This window comes from Brucella tritici, assembly GCF_902825325.1.
Classification (GTDB): Bacteria; Pseudomonadota; Alphaproteobacteria; order Rhizobiales; family Rhizobiaceae; genus Brucella.
In genome coordinates this window covers 64,329-86,077 of record NZ_CADEAR010000014.1, presented here as the reverse complement: position 1 = coordinate 86,077, position 21,749 = coordinate 64,329, and the positions used below count along the sequence as shown (strand labels likewise).

Here is a 21,749-nt window from a genome sequence, read left to right as displayed (position 1 = left end):
TGATAAAGCTATGATGAGCCAAAAATCCTCTCTTCTTAATTAAACCAGTTTTGTCTCAAAGGCGCTGATGTCGGACAGGTCGCCTTGTGTACGTATCAGACTGTCGCTTCTGACTGTGACGTCGCCAGCGGAACCGCCAGTACCGCCAACACGTCCGATGGTGATGCCGATATTGCCATCTTCGCCACCTGTGGAGAGCACGTTATAACCGGCATTACCGCCGCCGCCGCCAACCGACTGCGCGAAAATGCCGTGCGCGTCATCACCAAACGTATCAACGATGCCGGTATTATCGACCGTGACATTACCTCCTGTGCCGCCAGCGCCCGTACCGCCGCCGATAGCCATGCCGAAGCCCTTGTTCTTGGAAGCATCTCCCGTTTCAAAGACCAGCCCGGCATTAAATGCGGCGTTACCGCCGCCGCCGCCAAGCGATTGTGCGAAGACGCCGTAGCTTCCGTCCTGAAGGGTAACAATATCGCCAAAATGGCTGATATCCACCTGACCGCCATTGCCCGCATTGCCCGCAGAACCACCGACCGCGATGATTGCGGAATTGACGGTTTTATTGCTTCCGCTGCCGCCCCCACCGGTCGAGGTTTCGGCCTTATCAAGTGTGTCCGTAATGCCGGTGACCGCCGACGAATCCACACCATCATTGACGGTTTCCTTGCGGTCGCCAGCAGAACCGCTATCGCTACCGGAGCCAGTAGTCTTGCTTATACCGAGAACTGCGTTGATCCCGGCATCACCACCGCCACCGCCAATACTGCTTGCTTCGATACCATGCGCACCAACGCCGTCGGTCAGGATCAGTCCCGCCGACTGAAGCGAAGTTCCTCGCGTGACAGTGACATTACCTGCATTGCCGCCGCTGGTGCCTGTACCGCCAATGCCTATACCGACCGGTGTGCTGTCCTTGGTCGCGACTGCAGTTACATTGATACCGCCAGTACCGCCGCCGCCGCCGACCGACTGGGCAAAGATACCGCGGGAGTGATAGCCGTTCGTTGAGATGTCGCCGTTTGAAACAACATCGACATTACCAGCATCGGCGCCGACACCGCCATAGCCACCAAGACCTGCAACGATGCTGAGATCTGTTGCACCGCCGGAACTGTTGGAACTGCCCCAGTTCAACTGTCCGCTGACATTGAGCGCGCCATTACCGCCGCCGCCACCTATAGATTGCGCCAGAATGCCGTGCTTCCAGTTGCCCTCAACCGCAATGGTGCCTTCGTGGTCAACGCTGACATCGCCCGATACGTTGCCTGCGCCGCCCGAGCCGCCAACACCAAATGTAATGGATGGGATCTTGCCGTCTTTGCTGAGGGCTATACCGCCTGAGACGTTCAGCCCACCATTACCACCGCCACCGCCGATGGATTGCGCCAGAATACCAGCCGAACCTTCTGTGTCAGGTAGTTTGTCATCGCTATTAAACAATCCGAGGTCGACGAACAGCGACTTGAGACCGAATGAATCGACCAGTCCTGTTGTGGTGTCGACCACCGAATTACCCAATACATCGCGCAGTTTTGTTTCAAAGGTCTGGTCGGTCGGTTTTCCGAAATCGCTGGGATCCGTCGTGACCTGAATGTCGGCGCGCGCAGTAACGCTGACATTGTCCGCGCGGCCCGCATTGCCGCCCATACCGCCAACACCGACGATCAGCGATGTATCCGAAACGATCCCGCCAGAAACATTCATGCCACCATTGCCGCCGCCGCCGCCAATGGACTGTGCGAGGATGCCCGAACGTCCCGTACCATGGGCAAGGATGGTGCTACCATCCCCGACATTGACATCGACCGTACCCGCATCGCCACCGACACCGCCAAAGCCACCAACGCCGATCAGCACGCCGTAGGACTTGCTGTTATCAGATTGGCCTTCGCCGGGCTTGCTGCTGATTGCGACGCCACCGCTGACATTCAGGCCGCCATCGCCACCGCCACCGCCGATGGATTGCGCCAGAATACCATCCGCGCCTTGCGTTTCATTGAGCGTGACACTGCCATCGCTATTAATGGTGCGCGGCAGAGCGGTCAGCGCGCCTGTATAGGAAAGGCTGACAGCCCTCGCATCGCCGCCACCGCCGCCAAAGCCGCCGACACCAGCGGAAACGGAAAAGATCGTGCTTGATGCGGATGGCTTGGTCAAAGCAAGAGAACCGGAAATATTGGTACCGCCGACACCGCCGCCGCCGCCAAGGCTTTGAGCCATCAGGCCGGTAGAACGGTCGCCGAATGTATTGACTGTTCCGATAACATCGAGATCAACGGACCCGGCATTGCCGCCCGCGCCGCCAAACCCGCCCAAACCAAGTGATACCGCCGCGCCCGATTGACCCGTGACGCTGACTGCGCCTGAAACATTCAGGCCGCCCGTACCGCCACCACCGCCAACCGACTGCGCCATCACGCCGATGCTCTGATCACCAATTGTGGTGATGTTGTCATGGTCAGCGGTTACACGGACTTTGCTCGTAACGTCGCCTGCATTGCCGCCGCCGCCGCCGAAACCGCCCAAGCCGAGCGACGCTGCGCCGCCACTTTGTTGCGTGAGGTTGACCGTGCCGGAGACATTCATCCCCCCATTACCGCCGCCGCCGCCAAGGCTTTGCGTCACAATGGCCGAGCTTCTGTCGCCGATGGTGAGGACGCCGCCGGTCACATCCGATGCCGTCAGAGCCCCTGCATCGGCACCCGCACCGCCAAATCCACCCAGACCAAGCGCGACAGCCGCACTTGTCTGACGCGACAGAGATACGGCTCCACTGACATTGAGACCGCCATTGCCACCGCCGCCGCCGAGGCTTTGGCTGAGAATACCGATAGAGTCGTCGCCCAGTGTTTGCACATAGCCGATCACCGTCTGGTCAACGGACCCTGCAACACCGCCATCGCCGCCGAAACCGCCGATACCCAATCCAAGAGATCCGGAAAGTTGCGGAGCAACCGAAAGGCCGCCGGAGATATTGACGCCACCGTTACCGCCGCCGCCGCCAAGACTTTGCGCGACGATACCCGACGAACGGTCGCCGAACGTGAAGACATTTCCTGAATAGCTGCCGGTGACATCGCCAGCATAGCCGCCAGAACCGCCGAAGCCGCCAATACCGACAGCTGCAACACCTGAACCATTGCCCGCAATACTGACCGCACCGCTAATGTTGATACCGCCATTGCCACCGCCGCCACCAACTGACTGAACCAGCACACCGGTCGAATCCACGCCAAGCGTGACCACATCACCGGTAAAATCATTGGTCGCTGTATCTGCGTGACCGCCATCACCGCCAAAACCGCCTATGCCAACGCCGACAGCTCCGCTGTTTTGCGCGGCCAGACTCACGGCACCGGAAACATTGATCCCGCCATTACCGCCGCCGCCGCCAAGCGATTGCACCACTACACCAGCAGAACGATCCCCCTGGGTGACGACATTTCCGGTCATTTTTCCAGCAGCGGTCCCAGCATCGCCGCCGCCACCGCCCGAGCCGCCAATGCCGATACTGGCCGCACCTGATCCATTGCCTGAAAGGCTGACGACAGCGGCGATATTGATTGCGCCATTGCCACCACCGCCACCGGCGGACTGGACGACCACACCGCTCGCATCATCACCCGACGTTTGGACATTGCCGTTGATCGTGCTGTCCACAGCGGCGGCATTGCCGCCATCGCCACCACTGCCACCCAGTCCAACGGCAACTCCGCCAGCGCCTGTACCGGCTGCTGTCACTGTTCCCGATACATTGAGACCGCCGTTACCGCCGCCGCCGCCAAGCGACTGGACGACCACGCCGCCAGAGCCATTACCTTCCGTAATGACATCGCCGATGAGAACCGATGTGGCATTGCCCGAAGCGCCGCCAGCGCCGCCCGAACCGCCGATGCCGACAGACGCACCGCCGGCCCCGGTTCCTGCGACTGCAACAGTCGCCGAAACATTCATGCCGCCATTACCGCCGCCACCACCAAGTGACTGAACGAGCAGAGCCGTCGAGTTTTCGCCGATTGTGGTGAGATTGCCTGTGACCTTGCTACCAACCGTGCCGCCGGTCCCGCCTGCTCCCGCACTACCGCCAAGACCAACCCCGACCGCACCAGATCCGGTTCCTGCACCAGTCCCGGCTGCCGAGACATTGAAGCCGCCATTGCCACCACCGCCGCCAATCGATTGTGCGACAACCCCCGACGATTGGGTGCCATGTGTCAGTACATCATTTTCAACCGTCAGGTCGACCGTGCCACCATTACCGCCGCCAGCGCCGCTACCACCCAGGCCGACCGAAATCGCGCCCGAGCCCGTGCCTGCGCCCGATACCGTTGGTGTGATATTGAATCCGCCATTGCCGCCACCGCCGCCAACCGACTGCGCCAGAACACCTGTCGACGCATCGCCGCGCGTTTCAATATTCGCCGTCGTATGGGCGGTGACCGTCAAACCATTGCCGCCGCCAGCACCACTACCGCCAAGTCCGACACCGACCGAACCTGCGCCGACACCTGCGACGGAAAGCCCGGCACTGACATTGAACCCGCCATTGCCACCACCGCCGCCAATTGACTGTGCAACGAAGCCCGATGAGGCAAAACCTTCTGTCAGAATCTCCCCGTTCGATGTCGCGTTTACCGCACCACCGTTACCCCCACCCGCACCGTCACCGCCAAGACCGACGCTGACTGTCCCGGTTCCAGTTCCCGCACCGGCAATCGAACCGGAAACGTCAAAACCACCATTACCACCGCCACCGCCAATAGATTGCGCGACAACGCCTGACGAGCGATCACCTTGCGTCCAGACAGAACCGTTGTTGGTGAGCGTGACCGTGTCACCCTTTGCGCCCGTGCCACCGCTGCCGCCCAAACCGACACTGACAGCACCACTGCCGACGCCAGAGCCGCTCACGGCACCGGAAACATTAAATCCGCCATTGCCACCGCCGCCGCCAACAGATTGCGCCAGGATAGCGGTGGAGTCTTTACCTTCTGTCGTTATGTTCCCATCGACAGTTGCGGTGACTGTGGAGCCGTCGCCGCCGCTACCGCCTGAACCGCCAAGCCCTACCGAAACGGAACCGCTTCCGGCGCCCGCTCCGGACAGGGTTCCCGATATGGAGAACCCACCGTTGCCACCGCCGCCGCCAATCGATTGCATCACCACACCAGCGGCGCGTTCACCTTCAGTACCGACATCGTTGTTGATATGGGCGCTCACCGCACCGCCATTGCCGCCAGCGCCTCCTGAACCCCCAAGTCCGACAGACACCGCGCCCGCGCCAGCACCAGCGCCAGCACCACTCGCTGCAACAGAGAACCCTCCATTACCGCCGCCCCCGCCGATCGACTGGATCAAAATTGCACCGGAATCGTCCGCTTCCGTTGTAACGACGGCATCCACGTGAGCATTGACCGCACCGCCATTCCCGCCGCCAGCGGCCGAACCGCCGACGCCGACGCTGACTGTTCCGGCACCGGCGCCGCCACCCGCAAGCCCCGCTGCGATTGAATAGCCACCGTTACCGCCGCCCCCACCGATTGACTGGGCAACAACCGCAGTCGAAAACTGACCCGTCGTGCGGATCAGGTCGCCACCAGCGATAAGGTCGACCGCGCCGCCAGTACCGCCGCCGGCACCACTTCCGCCGACACCGACGCTGACATTGACTGTAACGCCTGCGCTGCCCCCGACACCGCCTGCAATGCTACCGCCGCCGTTACCACCGCCGCCACCGATGGATTGAGCAAGCAGAGCGGACGAGCTGTTGCCGCGTGTCGTAATATCGGCATCCGTATAAACACGAACCAATCCGCCACTGCCGCCAGTGCCCCCTGAGCCACCGATGCCCACTGATAGATTGCCGGAAACGATCAACGATCCGCCAGCCGTCGCGGCCACGGCGAGACCACCGTTACCGCCACCACCGCCAACCGATTGGAAAATCATACCAGCGGAACGCTCTCCCGTGGTCACAACGCTGCCGGAGAAGCCCGGCGCGACCAGATTGCCGCTCCCATCGACGGTACCGACAAGGACTTCACCGCCATGACCACCTGCGGCGCCCGACCCGCCGACGCCGATTGCCAGAGAGGCAGAAGCCAGACCTCCAGAGGCGGCGGCTGAAATCGCGTAACCGCCATTGCCACCACCGCCACCGACGGATTGCAGTATGATGCCTGCCGCATCCGCGCCAGCGGTCTGTACAGCGGCATCACCGCTACCAGCCAATATCACAGTTCCACCGTCGCCTCCGACACCGCCTGATCCGCCGACCGCAATAGAGGCCGCACCGAAAACACCGCCTGTCGCGGTGAGAGCGCCGCCGCCATTGCCGCCGCCGCCGCCAATCGATTGGGCAATGATGCCGGTGGACCGGTCGCCAGCCGTCACAATCCGGGAAGGCTGGCTGGCATCTGAGTTGGAAAGCGTCACTTTAACCTGATCGCCTGCGCCGCCTTTGCCGCCTGCGCCGCCGACCGCAACGCCGACAAATGCACCAACTGCTACAGACGAGCCGCCATTACCGCCACCGCCACCAATCGATTGGGCAATGATGCCCATTGCGTCCTGTCCGCCGGTCATGATGACGCCGTCATTGGTCACGCTAACCGCTGCCCCGTCCCCACCGCCGCTACCGCTGCCGCCAACTGCGACCATGCCTCCGGTCGAACCACCATCACCACCACCGCCGCCAATCGACTGCGCGATTATCCCCCGCGCGCCATCGCCTTCGGTGACGATCCGGCCAAAATTGCTGACAGAAACGTCCGACCCGCTACCGCCCTTCGAACCGTTTCCGCCGATGCTCACCAGACCATATGCATTTGTCCCCTGACCGCCGGAACCGCCAATGGATTGCGCCATGATGCCGTCGGCGAGATCGCCTTTCGTATAGATCGACCCCGTTCCCTCGTTCATCACGCTGACCGCGCCGCCGGAACCGCCGTTGGAGCCGACACCGCCAAGCGCCAGTGCAACCAGACCTGCCGCCGTACCGCCGGCGCCACCACCGCCTCCAATGGATTGCGCCATGATCCCGCGCGAAGCCAGGCCATGCGTTTCGATTATGCCGCCATTCGAGACATTCACGGCACCGCCATTGCCGCCATTATCTGCTTCGCCAATCAATGAGACCAGCAGATTTCCGCTGGTTCCCGCAGAACCACCCGACCCCCCGATCGATTGCGCAAATATACCGTTTGAATAATTTTGCTGGGTGAGGACCGTTGCACCCGAAAAAGTGTTGACATCAACCTGACCGCCATTGCCGCCATATCCGCCGTTGCCCGCCTCACCGACAAGTCCCCATTGACTGCCGCCGTTGCCGCCATTGTTGCTGACGCTCAGCGCGTAGATGCCGTGGGCGTTGATTCCGTTGGTGGATATCGCACCGTACTGATTGACTGTAACCTGTCCGCCATTGGCTGAATGCCCGCCAGTGCCGCCACCCGGTGCAGCATAGCCGCTGCCACCATCTCCGGCTTCTCCGCTGCGGCTATAGGCAAATATACCATAATGGTTATCGCCGCTGGTCTGGATCGTACTCGATGCAGCTTGTGTGGCAATAACGGTGCCGCCAGCACCGCCATCGCCACCGTCGCGACCGCTCCAGAAACTGGCATAGGAATTGCCGCCTTTACCGCCACTGCCGCCGACGCTGCCGATTTCCCAACCAATACTGGAGGTCGCATTAACATTTGTACTCAACGTTTTGTCATTGGTTGGTCCTGCATCACCATCGCCGCCGGAGGAAGGTGGAACGAATAATGCTCCTGCACGCCCATTTTTGCCGTTTTTACCGTAGTAGACCTGCTTGACGCCATTTGGTCCGGAAACATCGACAGGCGGAGTGAGTGTTCCTTCGCTGCCAGAGCTGTTGAAATTGGTATTGAAATCAGTTGTCGTCAGGCCAACTGCGATTTCAACATTCTCCAACGCTGTTGGGCTGGCGATGATAGCGTGCCCGTCACTGATAGAGACAACCGTAAACGCGACAGGTTCCGGCGTGTCGTTGTTATAGAAAACTTCGTCTTTTGCTTTTACCAGGAACGTATAACCGTCAGCGGTTTGAACAAATGCGGTAGTACCAGCTGTCGGGGTTCCAGCCGGGTCAACGATCAAATTAGTGACGGTGGTCGTGTTCCCCGTCAGAGGATTTGTCACTTCTTGAGTAATCGATGAAGTTTTCGACGGTGCGGGTGGCGGGTCGGCTGCCAAAACAGAGGAGTTGCCAACGGTCAGGTAAATACCTGCCATAACCGCAAACTGCATCGGCAGACCCGCCGACGACCGATGTCCACGCGCACGCTTCCTGATTTTCATGACGGTCCCACCCGGTCCCGCTACGGCCCCTCAATCTCTGCACGCCGCGGTCACGCGTACGAGATTATTCATGCACGTCACACGACACTTCATTATAAGTCTGGATTGCCCCTCAACTTGACTGCCAATGCTTCAACTCGGCAAATTCGGCAGCCCGGCTGGAAAATATGTTCCAGTATCAGCTGAAAATCAATACCCCAATTCTACCAACGACAGAGAATTTTTGCCTTTCGAAGCCAAAACACGGCCACGAAAAACTGGTTGCATTAGTCAATTAGACATAAATCTACGCTAGCGGCAAAGGGCCAACAATACGGTAAATGTCGTATTTCGTGACACCGCTCACCGAGATGATTATGGCAGAATGTTCGAATAGCGGGACAAGTTATCGAACTTTAGGGAATGTTAAATTCGCTGATTTGAAACGTGTGCAACAGCTTTGTTGGCTATCGCGATTCAGCAAGAGCACGCGCAATTAGGTGTATTCGAATACACAATTTGAACTCTTCTGACGATCTTTTTCAGGCGCCCCTTACTCTAACGAAAAGGCGACCCACCGAACGATAATTGTCGCCACATCTTCCTCGTAGATTGCCAGTCAGGAAACGCACGTGTCGATGGAGCACAGACCGCTATGCCTTGATGGGAATTGAGCCCACGGCCCGCCGGTAATGTGGACAGTAATACATCATCTTGGATTATCAATGAATGCCGTCCAGACGAACAATCGATCTGACTATAACGAGCCTAGGGCCACACTGGCTATTGCTGCACGCTGACTAGGAGCTATTAACCGTACGGCCAATTCAACGGGTTCATGCAGCTCCACTTCCAAATTGCCAGTCTAGATCGCCTTTTAATTATCAATGCTCATTACACCGGCTCTTGTTGAAACAAGAGCCCTACATAGATGGAACCGAGCCCATTCGATATAATAAACTATCTTCAAATAGCCACGTTTCGCATTGTTGCGGGCGATTTCTTAACTTATGAACCTACATGCAAAATAGCCCTGAAGGACGCTTAAGCTGCAACAATCGTTCCCTGAGCGACCGCCACCAGTATCGCATCGCAAACAATCTTGCATTGACACACAGCTTGCCGCTTCCCTTTGCTTAATGTCCAGGCATTTGCAAACAATATACGGCCCTTGGCAGGTCGAACAAAGTTGATCTTGAATTCAGAGGTAAGCGCGTCACCGCCTAGAGCGAGCCCGCCTGCAAATGTCAGCGCATTATCTGCCAGATAGCTGATCACGCCTCCATGAACAAAGCCATGTTGCTGGGTATGATGCTCGCGGATAATCAGAGAGATATTTGCATTGCCATCACCGACAGCAACGAGTTCCGCGCCCAGATACTGACTGAAGGGCTGACTTAGAAATACCCTTCTGGCCAATTCTTCCACGTTCATCGTTTGGTCCTCCTTTCTTGCGGAAAGCCCCACCCTCAATTGATATGATCGCTTGCGGCCCGTCCCAGGAATAATGCTCATTGCCGGACTGTAAGCGGTGGCCCATCAACGTCGGCGTTAATGAACCTCTTCATGTTTCTGGCATCCCCTCCTCGCGTTCAGGTCGAGACGGAAACCTGCGCGGACTGCTCACGTAGATGAAATTGGACGCAAAAGCCCAGCTTAGATTGGAATTGTGCGCCAGCTATGAAGTCGATTTCGGCCTGTTGATAGTGATCCAGTCAATGACTGAGCGCGTGAGTAGACTGTTCTCTTCAGACAGACCGGGCCTGACGTGGGCAACAAATTCAACATCGGGCAACGAAGGCAGCAGCTCATTGGTGTCAACCGTCTGCAGTTTTGCGGGTATGGAACTCGAGTTCAATGGTGTGACCGCGAGCCCAGCTGCTGCCAATGCCGTCAAACTGCCGAGACTGGGACTGATGGTTGTTATCAGCCATTTACAGTTTTTTGCAGCCAGCGCGACAAGAGCAGCATCCCGATAGGGACACGGTTCAGGAAAAACTGCGAGCGGGACGGTTGCTCCAGCTTCGAGCGAAGTCTTTCCGATTGCCCATCGGAGGGGCTCGTTCCACAAATGAATACCGGACTGGTCGCCACGGCATCGACAACCGATGATCAGGTCAAGTTCGCCCTTATCCATTATTCCCAGCAAAGAGTTTGTATTGGAAATCTGGATCTCTAGCGTTCGCCCCGAACGAGAGTCCTGAAACCTCTTCAATACAGATGGCAGCCAGGTGCTCGTCAAATCATCGGATGTGCCAATCCGCAAATGGACTGCGTTGGCGCTGCCTTTCATTAGTGTCCGCGCTTCCTCGCTCAGGCGCAGGATCGCCTTTGCGTAACCAAGCAGCGCCTGTCCTTGTGGGGTCAGTGCCACCGTGCGGGTATTGCGTTCGAGAAGAACGTTTCCCGCCTGCTCCTCCAGCCGCCGGATATGGGCGCTTACGGCGGATTGCGTCAAGTTGAGTTGCTGCCCTGCCTTTGTAAAACTTGATAGGCTGGCGACTGCCTCGAAGGTCCGCAACAGTACAATATCAAACACCGTTTCACCTCAGATCGTCATGAATAGCATGATGATAAATCGTTTCTCATGATGAATAAAGTTTGGTTCATTCTTTCTCGGCGGGAGATAGGAGATCGGCAGCATGTTGCTGGAAACCTGGATACCATTCGTCCTTGCCACACTGGTGTTCGCTTTCATGCCGGGTCCGGCCATTTTATATATGTCAGCGCAAACCCTGGCTTACGGGCAAAGAGCTGGCTTGATGGCAGCCCTCGGTATTCACCTCGGATGCTATGTCCATATAGCGGCGGCGTCTGCGGGGCTGGCGGCACTCCTGCACCATGCCCCCGTACTTTATTCATTCCTGCGGCTGGCGGGAGCTTTCTACATGTTGTGGCTGGGTGGAAGGATGATGTTTGCCTCCGTCGCAAACGAAGCAACCGAAATCTCCTCGCGGCACAGACGCGTTCTACGCGACAGCATCGTAGTCGAGATTCTCAACCCGAAGACTGCGTTATTTTTTCTGACGTTCCTGCCCCAATTCGTCGATCCGCAAAGAGCGATGCCCGGTTGGCTTCAGTTCCTGCTGCTTGGTATCATCGTGAACGGAGCTTTCTCGCTCGGCGATCTTGCATCTGTGGCAATCGCCTCCTTCGCATCGCCACGCATTGCCTCCTCCGGTTTCGCTGACTGGATTCCGAAGGTTAGCGGTGGCGTCCTTGTCGGGCTTAGCGCCGCGCTCATGGTGCATTTCATTTGAACGGAACTTCAGCTCCCGAAGGCGATTATCGAATGGAGAGAAGGATGATTATTTTGAAACGACCCTTTGCCGGAGCCTTAACCATTTCATTCCTGTGCATGCCAGCTGTGGCATCGGTCCATCAATGGGATGTCTATGAAAATTTGCGCTTCGGTTACTCCATCTGCTATCCGGCAGATCTTCTGACTGCTCAGCCCGAGGCCGATAATGGCGACGGCCGCAAGTTCACCGGCAAGTCGGGCGCAAAACTGGCGGTCTGGGGCAGCTACAATGTCCTCGAGCAGGACATGGATACCCTCATTGGCGGCCTTGCCGACGCTGGCGCCACCGTCACCTATCGCCGCGCTACAATGGACTGGGCCGTCGTCTCCGCTCACTGGAAAGGCAATGTTTTCTTCACCAAGCTCCTGCTAGAACGAAATGCGGCGGACGGCATCGACATAGTTCGTGTCTTTCGTCTGATCTATCCTGCCAATGAGGTAAAAACCTATAACGCGGTGGCTGCGCGGCTGGCCCAATGCTTCAAGCAGACCGGTCGAGGCATCGACGACTGATTGCAACCCCTGCCTTCTGATCGCCATGATGAAAGGACAATACGATGAACCGGCAGCTGCTCGGACTTTCCCTGTTCTTTATCGGATCGCAGATGGCATGTCCCGCCGTGGCTGCCGACAGGCTGTTTGCACAAGCCACCGAGACTGACGATGAGCTCAAACAGCTCTTCAACGAGACTGGTGACATCTGCCTGCACAGCATAAGCCATGATGTCCAGATCGTCGTCGCCTGCGCATCAATGAGGATTTATGGCGTAGCGCTGAATGAAAGGGACTGGTGCTACGGGCACCGCGATGAACCGAACGCGCAGATGGATTGGCACCGCTGCGACGCAAGTTCCGAACGCTTTTCGCTCGACAAGCTGGTTGATGTTGGGATGTAAGGGACAATGCTGAAACCGATCTTCTTTTTTCTCATCAGCCTTCTGCTGCTGGTGCCGGTCTGCCTCTTCGTCGGATATGGGATAGGCGAAATCATCGCGGCTTTTGTCTATCCTGTAACCGGGACGCCCGACAGGTTCAGAGAAGACCGCGAATTGTTCGCCGGCGTATACGGCATCATGTTCATCGGCGGATTTTTATATCTCGCTTCCGCTGCCTTTGCCGTCTTCCGTCTGGTCATAGCAATCCGCAAGAGACAGATATGATAATGTCTGGCGCGACTTCAATTAACTCGAACTCCTGAAAGCTACGCAAATGCGATAAGAAGCTTTCGACCGCCGAAGGGCTTGGATGTCGACGGTCTAGAACGGCTCACCGGCGGCCTTCCAAACGATTTGAGGAGCATACTGACGGCGGACGCCTCGCAGCGGCACATCTGGACATGCGTTGCGACGTTGATTTGGCCGGAGAGATAGGGCTTCTCCGGTATCTGGATCAGAATGCATGGCGGTACCGCTTCCTTTCCCAAAGAAGGATGGGCGATGTTCGAAGATAGTCAGGTCGTGATAAAGTATCTGAAAGGTAATTCACCACAAACGGAGAAGAACTGGCGGCGGGTGGCTACTACATTACACGAACTGCACCGCCTGACCCGAAGTTGGCCCCTACGTCCTGGCTGGCGGTCATAAACCGACCTTCTAAACGCCGAAAAAGGGACGAAAATTAATCTTAGCGCGGCGCCCCAGAGAGTGAAGTGCGATGCCAAGCCGTGTAGACGCGGCTTCTCGGCCGCCAGATCTGCGTTGTTCGCAGCGCCCCTCGCTAACGGAACATCTTAATGACGGACGATCGGATCGCGCTGATTGACTGGGGCGAATCGTAATTTGACGCTGCCGCGCTTGATCTATCGCTACCCCATAATGCTGCGGATCTTGACGTACACGCCGGGATATTGCTCATCAGGCTTCGGACGCTTGGAAAGCCATCGTTTGCTGGTTTAAATGGCGATGATTGAAGTGTTACAATATTACAGTTGTTTGCGCATAGTTATGCGCATATATTTCTGGCAAGAAGGAGCGTTTCTTATGCCACAATCGCAACCTGTCCGCACACTCAAACGCGCAGCCAATCTTTCAATTGATAGTGAGCTTCTTTCGGAAGCACGCCGCCATAATATTAATATTTCGCGCGCAGCCGAGATTGGTATTGCACAGGCGTTGGCTGCTGCCAAATCAGCACTTTGGAAAAAAGATAACCGTGCAGCGATGCAAAGCTCAAATGCGTACATCGAAGCAAATGGCTTACCTCTCGACCATTATCGTCAGTTCTAATGGCAAGATATGACGTTTATTCCAATCCGGGTGGCGGCTATGTGCTAGACGTGCAAGCCGATCTACTGGATGAGCTTAAAACACGTATTGTCATCCCCCTCATTATCAAAGCGCTGGCACCCATCCCCGCCAAACGGCTTAATCCCACCTTTGATATTGAAGGAGAGGAGTACGTCTTAGTCACGCAGTTCATGGCCGCAATACCAGTATCGGTCTTGAAGACCTCAGTTACAAACCTCTCTGCATCGCATGACGAGATTGTGGCTGCGCTTGATATGGTATTTCATGGGTTCTGAACTCTATGGCTCGATTATTCCGTCTGTGCGACCACATCCTGGACTGATTGCCAGTCAAAATTCGTATCACGCTTGTTTACGTGTTGCTACGGCAGGCCCTCTTTGATCTGTGCAGCAGACCGTCAATGCGGCAGGAATAGAAACAATCCTACACCGCAGAGGATGGTAGTGATTAGTTGGGAGAAGCCGCTGCGCTGCGCCTGAAGAAGCAATTTTAAGCAGAGCATTCACGACTTCTCGCAAATCTGTATTGCATGGACGGCCAAGGCGACACCCCGAAGGAGTTTAACAGCTCGATTACAGCCCAATCCGTATTTATCCAATTACTTGCACAGAGCAAATTGCATCGTTCATATTGCTGGCGAGCATTTGGATGGAGACATGATGGCGTGGATTGAAATCGTGCACCAGGCAGCGAGACTGAATTACTATTCCATAAATTATTATAATAAGTAAGCTGATTGAGCCACAAATAACGGAATTACAAACCGTTTTCCGGAACAGGCGCTAACGTACGCGTCCCGGCGCGCCAGAACCCTAAACAATGTGGGAGTGCCGACGACGGGAAGTATGTCTAACCGATACAACCGCGGCTTTTATTAAGGTGCTGGATTATCAGGCCAGCAAATTCATCGCGGTATTTTCATCGGTAATGAGTCCATTGATGATGTTGCCGCGGAGCGCAGACAACAATGGTTGCACTTTCCGTTCACCTGAAGCCACGCAAATACGTTGTCTGCCGACATTGATCTGCGGCGCGACGCTGGTGATACGCAAATTCGTAGCACCTTCGACGATTTTCCCATCGATATCAAATGCCCAACCGCAAATTTCTCCAACGCCTCCGAGCCTGTTAAGTTCAAAAAGCTCATCGCGGCTCAGAAACCCTTCTTTTGCAAGTGGCGAATCCGCCGCCAGATCGCTGATCCCGGTCACCCAGAGATCGGCAGTCGATGCGAGTTGGTGGACGCGCCTCACCGGCTCAATCGCCAGCAACGCGTCCCTTTCTTCTACCGAAGATAGGTAGAGCGGCAAAAGAAGCGGATAATGCTGTGCGTTGACTGTTTCCGAAAGTTTGATCAAGGCGTCGAACGGGCTCGCCGATCCGTCAATGCCAATATGCCCCACCAATGATACCAGTCGATGGACCGAGCCGTTGAGTGGAGAAACGCGCTGGACCGTGGCGCGCATGGTGCGGCCGGTGCCAAGCGCCATCACAATGGCAGTTCTGGACCGCAACTGCCGCTCTATGAAAACGGCAGCGGCTTCAGGGACAGTCGTTGAGCCTTCCGGCCAAGTCCCCTCTGAGGGAATAACGTCGCAATAAGCTAGATCGAATTTCTCCGACAGCCTGCCCGCAAGTTCCATGCAATTTGCTATTGGATGGTTCATTCGAAACGTGATCAGTCCTTCAGACCGACATTGGGATACAAATCTCTGTGCCGTCGGGCGCGAAACGCCCAGCATCTGGGCGATCTCGTCCTGTGTCTTACCGGCAATATAATAAAGCCAACCCGCTCTTGCGGCATCGTCCAGTCTGGGCTTGTCGTTATCGGCCATCGGCGGAAATTTCTCTCAGTAAGGAAGGCAGGTCAGCAGCACGCTTTAAAATGTGATCCGCACCGGCATTACGCAATGTTTCAGTATTGTCCAGTACCGAATAATGGCTCCCACCCGTAAATCCGACAGCCGTCATGCCCGCAGCCTTGGCGGCCTTCACGCCGCTGGGGCTGTCTTCGATGACAACACATCGTGAGGCCGGCACGCCCATCTCTCTGGCCGCATAGAGAAAGAGGTCAGGAGCGGGTTTGCCATGCTTCACCATCGTTGTGCTGAAGATATTGCCTTCGAAAAGTGGCAGCAGGCCGGTTTGCCCCAACGACATCTGAAGTCGCTCCTCATCGCTGGATGAGGCGACGCAGCGGGGCAATGGTATCGCTTCAATCGCCGAACGAATTCCATCGACGGCAACCAGTTCCTGTTCGAAGCGCGTAAATAGATACTCACGCCAGCTTGAAACAAATGTGTCGGGGAGTGGCTTGTTCATTTGTTCTGTGAAGGCATCCGTCACTGCCGACGCCGGGCGTCCCAGGAAAGTGCGCAAGGCATAGTCGAGGTCCGTGGGTACGCCGTGCCTGTTCAGCACATCGGCCACTGCGCCGCAGCTGATGATCTCGCTGTCGACCAGCACCCCGTCACAGTCAAAAATGATTAGATCGAATGCTAGCGTGGCAGGATTCAGTGGGGTGATATCCATCGAGCGACTCGTGAGAATATGATTGATAGGTGAGCGTATGATAATCATAGTCCGTCTGGAAGAGCAATAACCCTTCGCGTGAAGATATGGAGATATACATATTAAAGGCCATGAAACGTGATTAACTGGATGTTTCAAATTATGGGCTGGACAAACCCTTGCTAGAGCGTATGCTCATCATAAAAGCACTTGATCGATATGGGAGGATACGATGAGGCGTCTTTTAGTGGCTTCCTTGATGTTGGGCTGTTCGATGCTTTCCAGCATAACGGCCGAAGCAAAAACGCAGATCGAATTCTGGCATGCGATGGGAGGCGTGCTCAATGATCGCGTGAATGAACTTTCGAAGAAGTTCAATGAATCTCAAAATGAGTATGAGATTGTCCCGGTCAATAAGGGCAAATACGAAGAGCTCATCAATGCGATGATTGCAGCCTATCGCGCGAAGCGCGCGCCGGTCATTGTGCAAACCAATGAGCGCGCATTTTTGACCATGCTGAACTCATCGGCAGTAATACCCGTCGCCGATCTGATGACCAAGGAAGGCTACACCATCGACTGGAGTACGGTGATTGCACCGGTCGCCGCTTACTATAGCGACAAGGGCACGTTGCAGGCTCTGCCATTCAACTCGTCAACGCCAATCCTTTGGTATAATCAGGATCATTTCAAGGCCGCAGGGTTTGAAAAGCCAGCTGATAACTGGGATGAGCTGACACAACAGTTGCACGCGATCCATGACAAGGGCATTTCGAAATGCGCCATGGTTTTGCCGGGCGACTATGAGTGGAGTTTTCTCGAAAATTACGCTGCCGTGAACGACTACCCCTATGGCACAAAGCGCAACGGCATTGATGGCATCGATACCGAGTTTGTCTTCAACAAGTCTCTGACCCGTCAAGTGGAGCGCATGCATGACCTTGTTTCGAGCGGGGTTATGGAGATCGCGGGACAGGGAATTCAGCCGGTTCAGTTGTTCACCTCAGGTACCTGTTCGACGATTATTGCATCGACTGCGTCTCATGCCGCGGTGGAGGCTTCAGCAAAATTCCCGTGGAATGCGACTTTCCTGCCCCATGAAAAGGACCGTACAGCACATAATAGTGTCATCGGTGGCGGCGCTTTATGGGCAATGAAGGGCCATTCCGACGATGAATATAAAGGCGCTGCCGCTTTCTTCGATTTTCTAGCAAAGCCGGAAACTCAGGTGTGGTGGAGCAAAAACACCGGCTATGTTCCCGTTACGACGACGGCCTATGAAGCGCTGAAAAGCGAAGGCTATTTCGAACAGCATCCCACCCGCGCCATCGCGATTCAACAGCTTATGCGCAAGCCGAACTCCGATAATTCACTGGGCTTCCGCTTCGGTAACTCCAATCAGGCCAATATCTTCATTATGGAAGAAGTGATGGCTGCCTCACTGGGGCAGAAACCGGCACAGGAAGCGTTAGATTCCGCTGTCACGCGCGGCAACGAAGTGCTTCGCCGCTTTGAAAAGCTAAGCGCAGGAAAATAAGGCAATGAAAGCACAAGGTGGAGGTGCTTTCCGTCTGCGCTCCCCTTTGGGGGAGCGGCAGGAAAGCGGCCTGAAACGCGCGCATTTTCGAGAATGGAAAACGCCAGTCCTATTGCTGGCGCCACAAATGCTCGTCTTGCTGTTCTTCTTCTTCATTCCCTCATTCAGAGCACTCATCCAGGCGTTTCAGCTCAATGATCCGTTTGGCGGTTCAGTGCAATGGGTTGGGTTCGCGAACTTTGCGGCATTACTTGCCAGCCCGTCCTATTGGACGGCGGCCAAAATGACGCTCTGGTTCACGCTGGCGCAGAATGCAATCACGCTTTCGGTTGCGTTGCTGTTTGCTTTTGCGACCAACCATGTCATTCGTGCGCGTGTCGCTTATCGTACGATCTTGTTGCTTCCGTATGCTATCGCGCCAGCAGTTGCAGGCATAATGCTGGCATTTCTGTTCAACACGCGCGTTGGACCGATCGCGCAAATGCTGCACATGCTGGGTATTGGTTGGGACCCTACGAAGAACACCACCGATGCGATGATCCTCATCATTCTTGCGGCATCGTGGAAGCACATCTGCTACAACTATATTTTTCTTGTAGCTGCGCTTTTGGCTGTACCACGCTCGATCTTGGAATCTGCCGCGATCGATGGTGCTGGGCCCATTCGACGGTTCCAGCGCATTTCCCTGCCGATGATCGCACCTACGCTGTTCTTCCTGATCGTTATCAATTTCGTCTACGGCCTGTTCGACACATTTGCGATTATTGATGCCACCACTCGTGGCGGACCAGCAGGTGCGACTTCGATCCTCGTCTATAAGGTCTATCAGGATGGCTTCGTCAACCTGGATATGGGCTCTTCTGCCGCGCAGTCGGTCATTTTGATGATACTCGCTCTTGCCCTCACATTCGCACAGTTTCGCCTGGTCGAGCGGCGCGTCAATTATGCGGTGTAAATCATGAATGAACGCACGCCGGTTCTGGATGTCGTTTGCCATGCGGTTCTCATAATCGGGATCCTACTGGTTTGCCTGCCACTTTATTTCGTGGCGGTCACGGGTTCACTGAGCCAGCAGGACGTGTTGAAAGTCCCGATGAGCTGGTTGCCGGGCGATCAGTTTTTGGTTAATTCGCTGGAAGTTCTGACAACTGTCAATTTCGGACAGCTTTTGTTAAACACGGTTATTGTGGCCCTCGGAATTACCGTCGGTAAGCTGGTACTGTCTGTGCTGGCGGCTTTTGCCGTTACCTATTTCCGCTTTCCGTTCCGAATGACCGCCTTCTGGCTGATATTCATATCGATGATGCTGCCGATTGAGGTGCGCATCGTCCCAACTTATGAATCCGCAGCTAATATGGCGCTGCCGCTCAACATCATCTTTGCCTGGCTCGGTGTCTCAGTCGAGTTGAACTGGAACATGGTGAACACCTATTCCGGGCTTATCCTGCCGATCATCGCCTCCGCAACGGCGACATTTTTGTTCAGGCAGTTCTTTCTGACAATTCCAGACGATTTGTGTGAAGCTGCACGAATTGATGGCGCTAAACCGATGCAATTTTTCTTCCGCATTCTACTTCCACTGTCCCGGTCGAACATCGTGGCATTATCGATCATTCTTTTTCTGATGGGCTGGAACCAGTATCTGTGGCCATTGTTGATGACGACCGACCCCAACATGGCGACCGCAGTTGTAGGTTTGAAACAGGTCATGCCGCAGTCGGACGGCCTTCCGACATGGCACCTTCTGATGAACGCCTCGCTTTGGACCATGCTTCCGCCCGTACTGGTGATCCTCATCATGCAGCGATGGTTCGTGAAGGGCCTCGTCGACAGCGGCAAATAGCAAGCAATTGGAGAATATGAAAATGGTGAAGATCATTGGTCATCGCGGTGGGCGCAACCTGTGGGTCGAAAACAGCCTAACCGGCTTCCAGAACCTTCTCGCTCTGAATGTCGACGCAGTGGAACTGGACGTTCATCTGAGTTCAGATGGTGTGCCGGTTGTGATCCATGATCCGTTACTCGATCGCACCACCAATGGCAGAGGACCAATTCAGGCGCAAAGTGCAGAGGCGCTTGGAAAAGTCCTCTTGAACGACAGTCGCGGTCAAACCGTACCCACCCTGGCCGACGTTCTGGATATCTTCGCTCCTACCAAGCTGGAGCTTGAGCTGGAGATCAAGACTGATGAGCGAGGAAGGCCTTATCCGGGCATGCCTGAAAAGATCATCACGCTTGCTCACGAGCGCAATATGCTCGATCGCGTCTTTCTCACTTGCTTCGTGCCGGAAGTGTTGGAGGATGTGCGCATGAAATTTCCAGGCCAGCAGTTGCTGATGTCAATTGACCGGCGCTCCGCGGAGTTCTTTGGTGGGTTTGAAAAAGTGCTGAAGCGTGGCAACGATGTTGCAACGGTGTTGGCTTTTGAGAAGAGCTTGCTGGAGATTGTATTAGACCAATGTGTGGCTGAAGTTGGGATACCAAGGCTTGGATGTTGGGTACCAAATACCGAAACTGAGCTTGAACATTGGTTGAGCAAGCCTATCGGCCAATTGACGACTGATCGGCCCGATCTTGCAGTTCTCGTTGCGGGTCGGCAGTCTTCGCCGGTCAATCGCCAGAAAGGGTGACTTCATGGCCTCGGTCGAACTTCGTTCAATTCACAAAGCCTATGGCAATGTGGAAGTCATTCCAAGCATCGATCTTTCGATTGCGGATGCCGAATTTGTTGCGCTTGTCGGACCTTCGGGATGCGGTAAGTCGACTTTACTGCGCATGATCGCCGGTCTGGAACAAATCACATCCGGTGATCTGCACATTGGCGACAGGAATGTGAACCGTGCTAATCCTAGTGAGCGCGATGTTGCCATGGTTTTCCAGAATTATGCGCTTTATCCGCATATGTCTGTCTTTGACAACATAGCGTTCAACCTTCAACTTGCAGGCCGTCCGAAAGCGGAAATACGGGATCGGGTCGGGGAAGCAGCTCGGATGCTCGATCTGACGGCCCTATTGGACCGCAAGCCGCACCAGTTGTCGGGAGGCCAGCGTCAGCGCGTTGCAATGGGGCGCGCCATTGTGCGAAAGCCTTCTGTCTTTCTGTTTGATGAGCCGCTTTCCAATCTGGATGCAAAATTGCGCGTCTTGATGCGAGCAGAGATCAAGGAACTGCACCAGAAGGTAAAGATCACGTCGATCTATGTCACGCATGATCAGATTGAGGCGATGACACTGGCCGATAGAGTGGTGGTGCTTAACAAGGGGCGGATCGAGCAACAAGGCACGCCAATGGAACTTTACACAAAACCAGCCAATATCTTCGTCGCAGGCTTCATCGGTTCGCCAGCCATGAACTTTCTTGAGGCGATGGTCGAGCATAGTTCAGCAGGTGCTGCTATTCGTCTGGCAAGCGGTTCGAAACTGGAAATGCCCGACAGCGACACCGATAGAAGCGGCAAAGTTGTGCTAGGTCTGCGTCCTGAACATCTGGAAGTCAGACGCGATGGCGGCATTCCGGCTAAAGTGCGTTTGATCGAGCCGACCGGTGCACAAGCACATGTTGTGTTTGAGGTTGGATCCGAGAAATTGATGGCTGTGGTCAACAGCGAAATGTCGCTAGCAGTGGGCGATGTGGTCGAACTGGGTATCTCATGCGAACGGATGCATCTGTTTGATCCGACCAGTGGTGCTCGCATCGATTGATGATCGTTATATGGAACTTTGCGATAATTCGTTTTTTTGAGATCCGTTATATGAGGGATCTGTTGTAAAAATTTCGATGGTAGAAAGCGTGGCTAACCGCTGGACGCAACTATGCTGTAAATACCGAACCCACCATCCCTAC

At 55.5% G+C, this 21,749-nt stretch carries 16 protein-coding genes and 2 pseudogenes; 12 read left to right on the top strand and 6 right to left on the bottom strand.

Features of this window, described 5'->3' with window-relative positions; translation table 11 throughout:
• Positions 1 to 39: 39 nt before the first annotated feature.
• From HWX93_RS18380 to HWX93_RS18370, 3 genes are all read right to left on the bottom strand, one after another.
• A complete protein-coding gene (locus HWX93_RS18380) occupies positions 40 to 8,331 on the bottom strand; it encodes a beta strand repeat-containing protein (protein ID WP_176038213.1) in 8,292 nt (2,763 codons plus the stop codon).
• Between the two features lie 1,023 nt (positions 8,332 to 9,354).
• Positions 9,355 to 9,744, bottom strand: a complete 390-nt coding sequence (locus HWX93_RS18375; RefSeq protein WP_176038212.1) for a PaaI family thioesterase — start codon at positions 9,742 to 9,744, stop codon at positions 9,355 to 9,357.
• Between the two features lie 244 nt (positions 9,745 to 9,988).
• Positions 9,989 to 10,849, bottom strand: a complete 861-nt coding sequence (locus HWX93_RS18370; protein ID WP_176038211.1) for a LysR family transcriptional regulator — start codon at positions 10,847 to 10,849, stop codon at positions 9,989 to 9,991.
• Positions 10,850 to 10,952: 103 nt separating this feature from the next.
• Here HWX93_RS18370 and HWX93_RS18365 point away from each other — a divergent pair, with 103 nt between their 5' ends.
• From HWX93_RS18365 to HWX93_RS18340, 7 genes and pseudogenes are all read left to right on the top strand, one after another.
• Positions 10,953 to 11,570 carry a LysE family translocator gene (locus HWX93_RS18365; RefSeq protein WP_151678988.1) on the top strand — a complete coding sequence of 206 codons (618 nt, stop codon included), beginning with the start codon at positions 10,953 to 10,955 and terminating at the stop codon, positions 11,568 to 11,570.
• 44 nt (positions 11,571 to 11,614) lie between these two features.
• Positions 11,615 to 12,124 (top strand): hypothetical protein, encoded by a 510-nt coding sequence (locus tag HWX93_RS18360; RefSeq protein WP_176038210.1) that lies wholly within the window; start codon positions 11,615 to 11,617, stop codon positions 12,122 to 12,124.
• Between the two features lie 44 nt (positions 12,125 to 12,168).
• Entirely contained in the window at positions 12,169 to 12,507 is a 339-nt protein-coding gene (locus HWX93_RS18355) for a hypothetical protein (RefSeq protein WP_176038209.1), read from the top strand.
• Positions 12,508 to 12,513: 6 nt separating this feature from the next.
• Positions 12,514 to 12,771 (top strand): hypothetical protein, encoded by a 258-nt coding sequence (locus tag HWX93_RS18350; RefSeq protein WP_176038208.1) that lies wholly within the window; start codon positions 12,514 to 12,516, stop codon positions 12,769 to 12,771.
• Between the two features lie 54 nt (positions 12,772 to 12,825).
• Positions 12,826 to 13,516: pseudogene (locus HWX93_RS23035) on the top strand (phosphotransferase).
• Positions 13,507 to 13,836 carry a type II toxin-antitoxin system CcdA family antitoxin gene (locus tag HWX93_RS18345; protein WP_419191077.1) on the top strand — a complete coding sequence of 110 codons (330 nt, stop codon included), beginning with the start codon at positions 13,507 to 13,509 and terminating at the stop codon, positions 13,834 to 13,836. Before HWX93_RS23035 ends, HWX93_RS18345 begins: the two are co-directional and overlap by 10 nt.
• Positions 13,836 to 14,132 carry a CcdB family protein gene (locus HWX93_RS18340; protein WP_109989659.1) on the top strand — a complete coding sequence of 99 codons (297 nt, stop codon included), beginning with the start codon at positions 13,836 to 13,838 and terminating at the stop codon, positions 14,130 to 14,132. The genes HWX93_RS18345 and HWX93_RS18340 overlap by 1 nt, the downstream gene beginning before the upstream one ends.
• Before the next feature lie 177 nt (positions 14,133 to 14,309).
• Here HWX93_RS18340 and HWX93_RS23030 read toward each other — a convergent pair.
• From HWX93_RS23030 to HWX93_RS18330, 3 genes and pseudogenes are all read right to left on the bottom strand, one after another.
• A pseudogene (locus HWX93_RS23030) lies at positions 14,310 to 14,405 on the bottom strand (IS5/IS1182 family transposase); the annotation flags it as partial.
• Positions 14,406 to 14,747: 342 nt separating this feature from the next.
• Positions 14,748 to 15,692, bottom strand: coding sequence for a sugar-binding transcriptional regulator (locus HWX93_RS18335; protein WP_109989658.1), 945 nt, complete (start codon positions 15,690 to 15,692; stop codon positions 14,748 to 14,750).
• Entirely contained in the window at positions 15,682 to 16,389 is a 708-nt protein-coding gene (locus HWX93_RS18330; RefSeq protein ID WP_109989657.1) for an HAD family hydrolase, read from the bottom strand. Before HWX93_RS18330 ends, HWX93_RS18335 begins: the two co-directional genes overlap by 11 nt.
• Positions 16,390 to 16,600: 211 nt before the next feature.
• Between HWX93_RS18330 and HWX93_RS18325 the strand changes: the two genes are divergently transcribed.
• The 5 genes from HWX93_RS18325 to HWX93_RS18305 are packed head-to-tail and all read left to right on the top strand — an operon-like array spanning position 16,601 to position 21,607.
• Positions 16,601 to 17,905: an extracellular solute-binding protein gene (locus tag HWX93_RS18325; RefSeq protein WP_109989656.1), complete on the top strand. Its 1,305-nt coding sequence runs from the start codon at positions 16,601 to 16,603 to the stop codon at positions 17,903 to 17,905.
• 4 nt (positions 17,906 to 17,909) lie between these two features.
• Positions 17,910 to 18,860 carry an ABC transporter permease subunit gene (locus HWX93_RS18320; protein WP_176038207.1) on the top strand — a complete coding sequence of 317 codons (951 nt, stop codon included), beginning with the start codon at positions 17,910 to 17,912 and terminating at the stop codon, positions 18,858 to 18,860.
• A 3-nt stretch (positions 18,861 to 18,863) separates the two neighbouring features.
• Positions 18,864 to 19,748, top strand: coding sequence for a sn-glycerol-3-phosphate ABC transporter permease UgpE (gene ugpE / locus HWX93_RS18315; protein ID WP_109989654.1), 885 nt, complete (start codon positions 18,864 to 18,866; stop codon positions 19,746 to 19,748).
• Between the two features lie 22 nt (positions 19,749 to 19,770).
• Positions 19,771 to 20,535 (top strand): glycerophosphodiester phosphodiesterase family protein, encoded by a 765-nt coding sequence (locus HWX93_RS18310; RefSeq protein WP_176038206.1) that lies wholly within the window; start codon positions 19,771 to 19,773, stop codon positions 20,533 to 20,535.
• A gap of 4 nt (positions 20,536 to 20,539) precedes the next feature.
• Entirely contained in the window at positions 20,540 to 21,607 is a 1,068-nt protein-coding gene (locus HWX93_RS18305) for an ABC transporter ATP-binding protein (protein ID WP_176038205.1), read from the top strand.
• Positions 21,608 to 21,749: the final 142 nt, after the last annotated feature.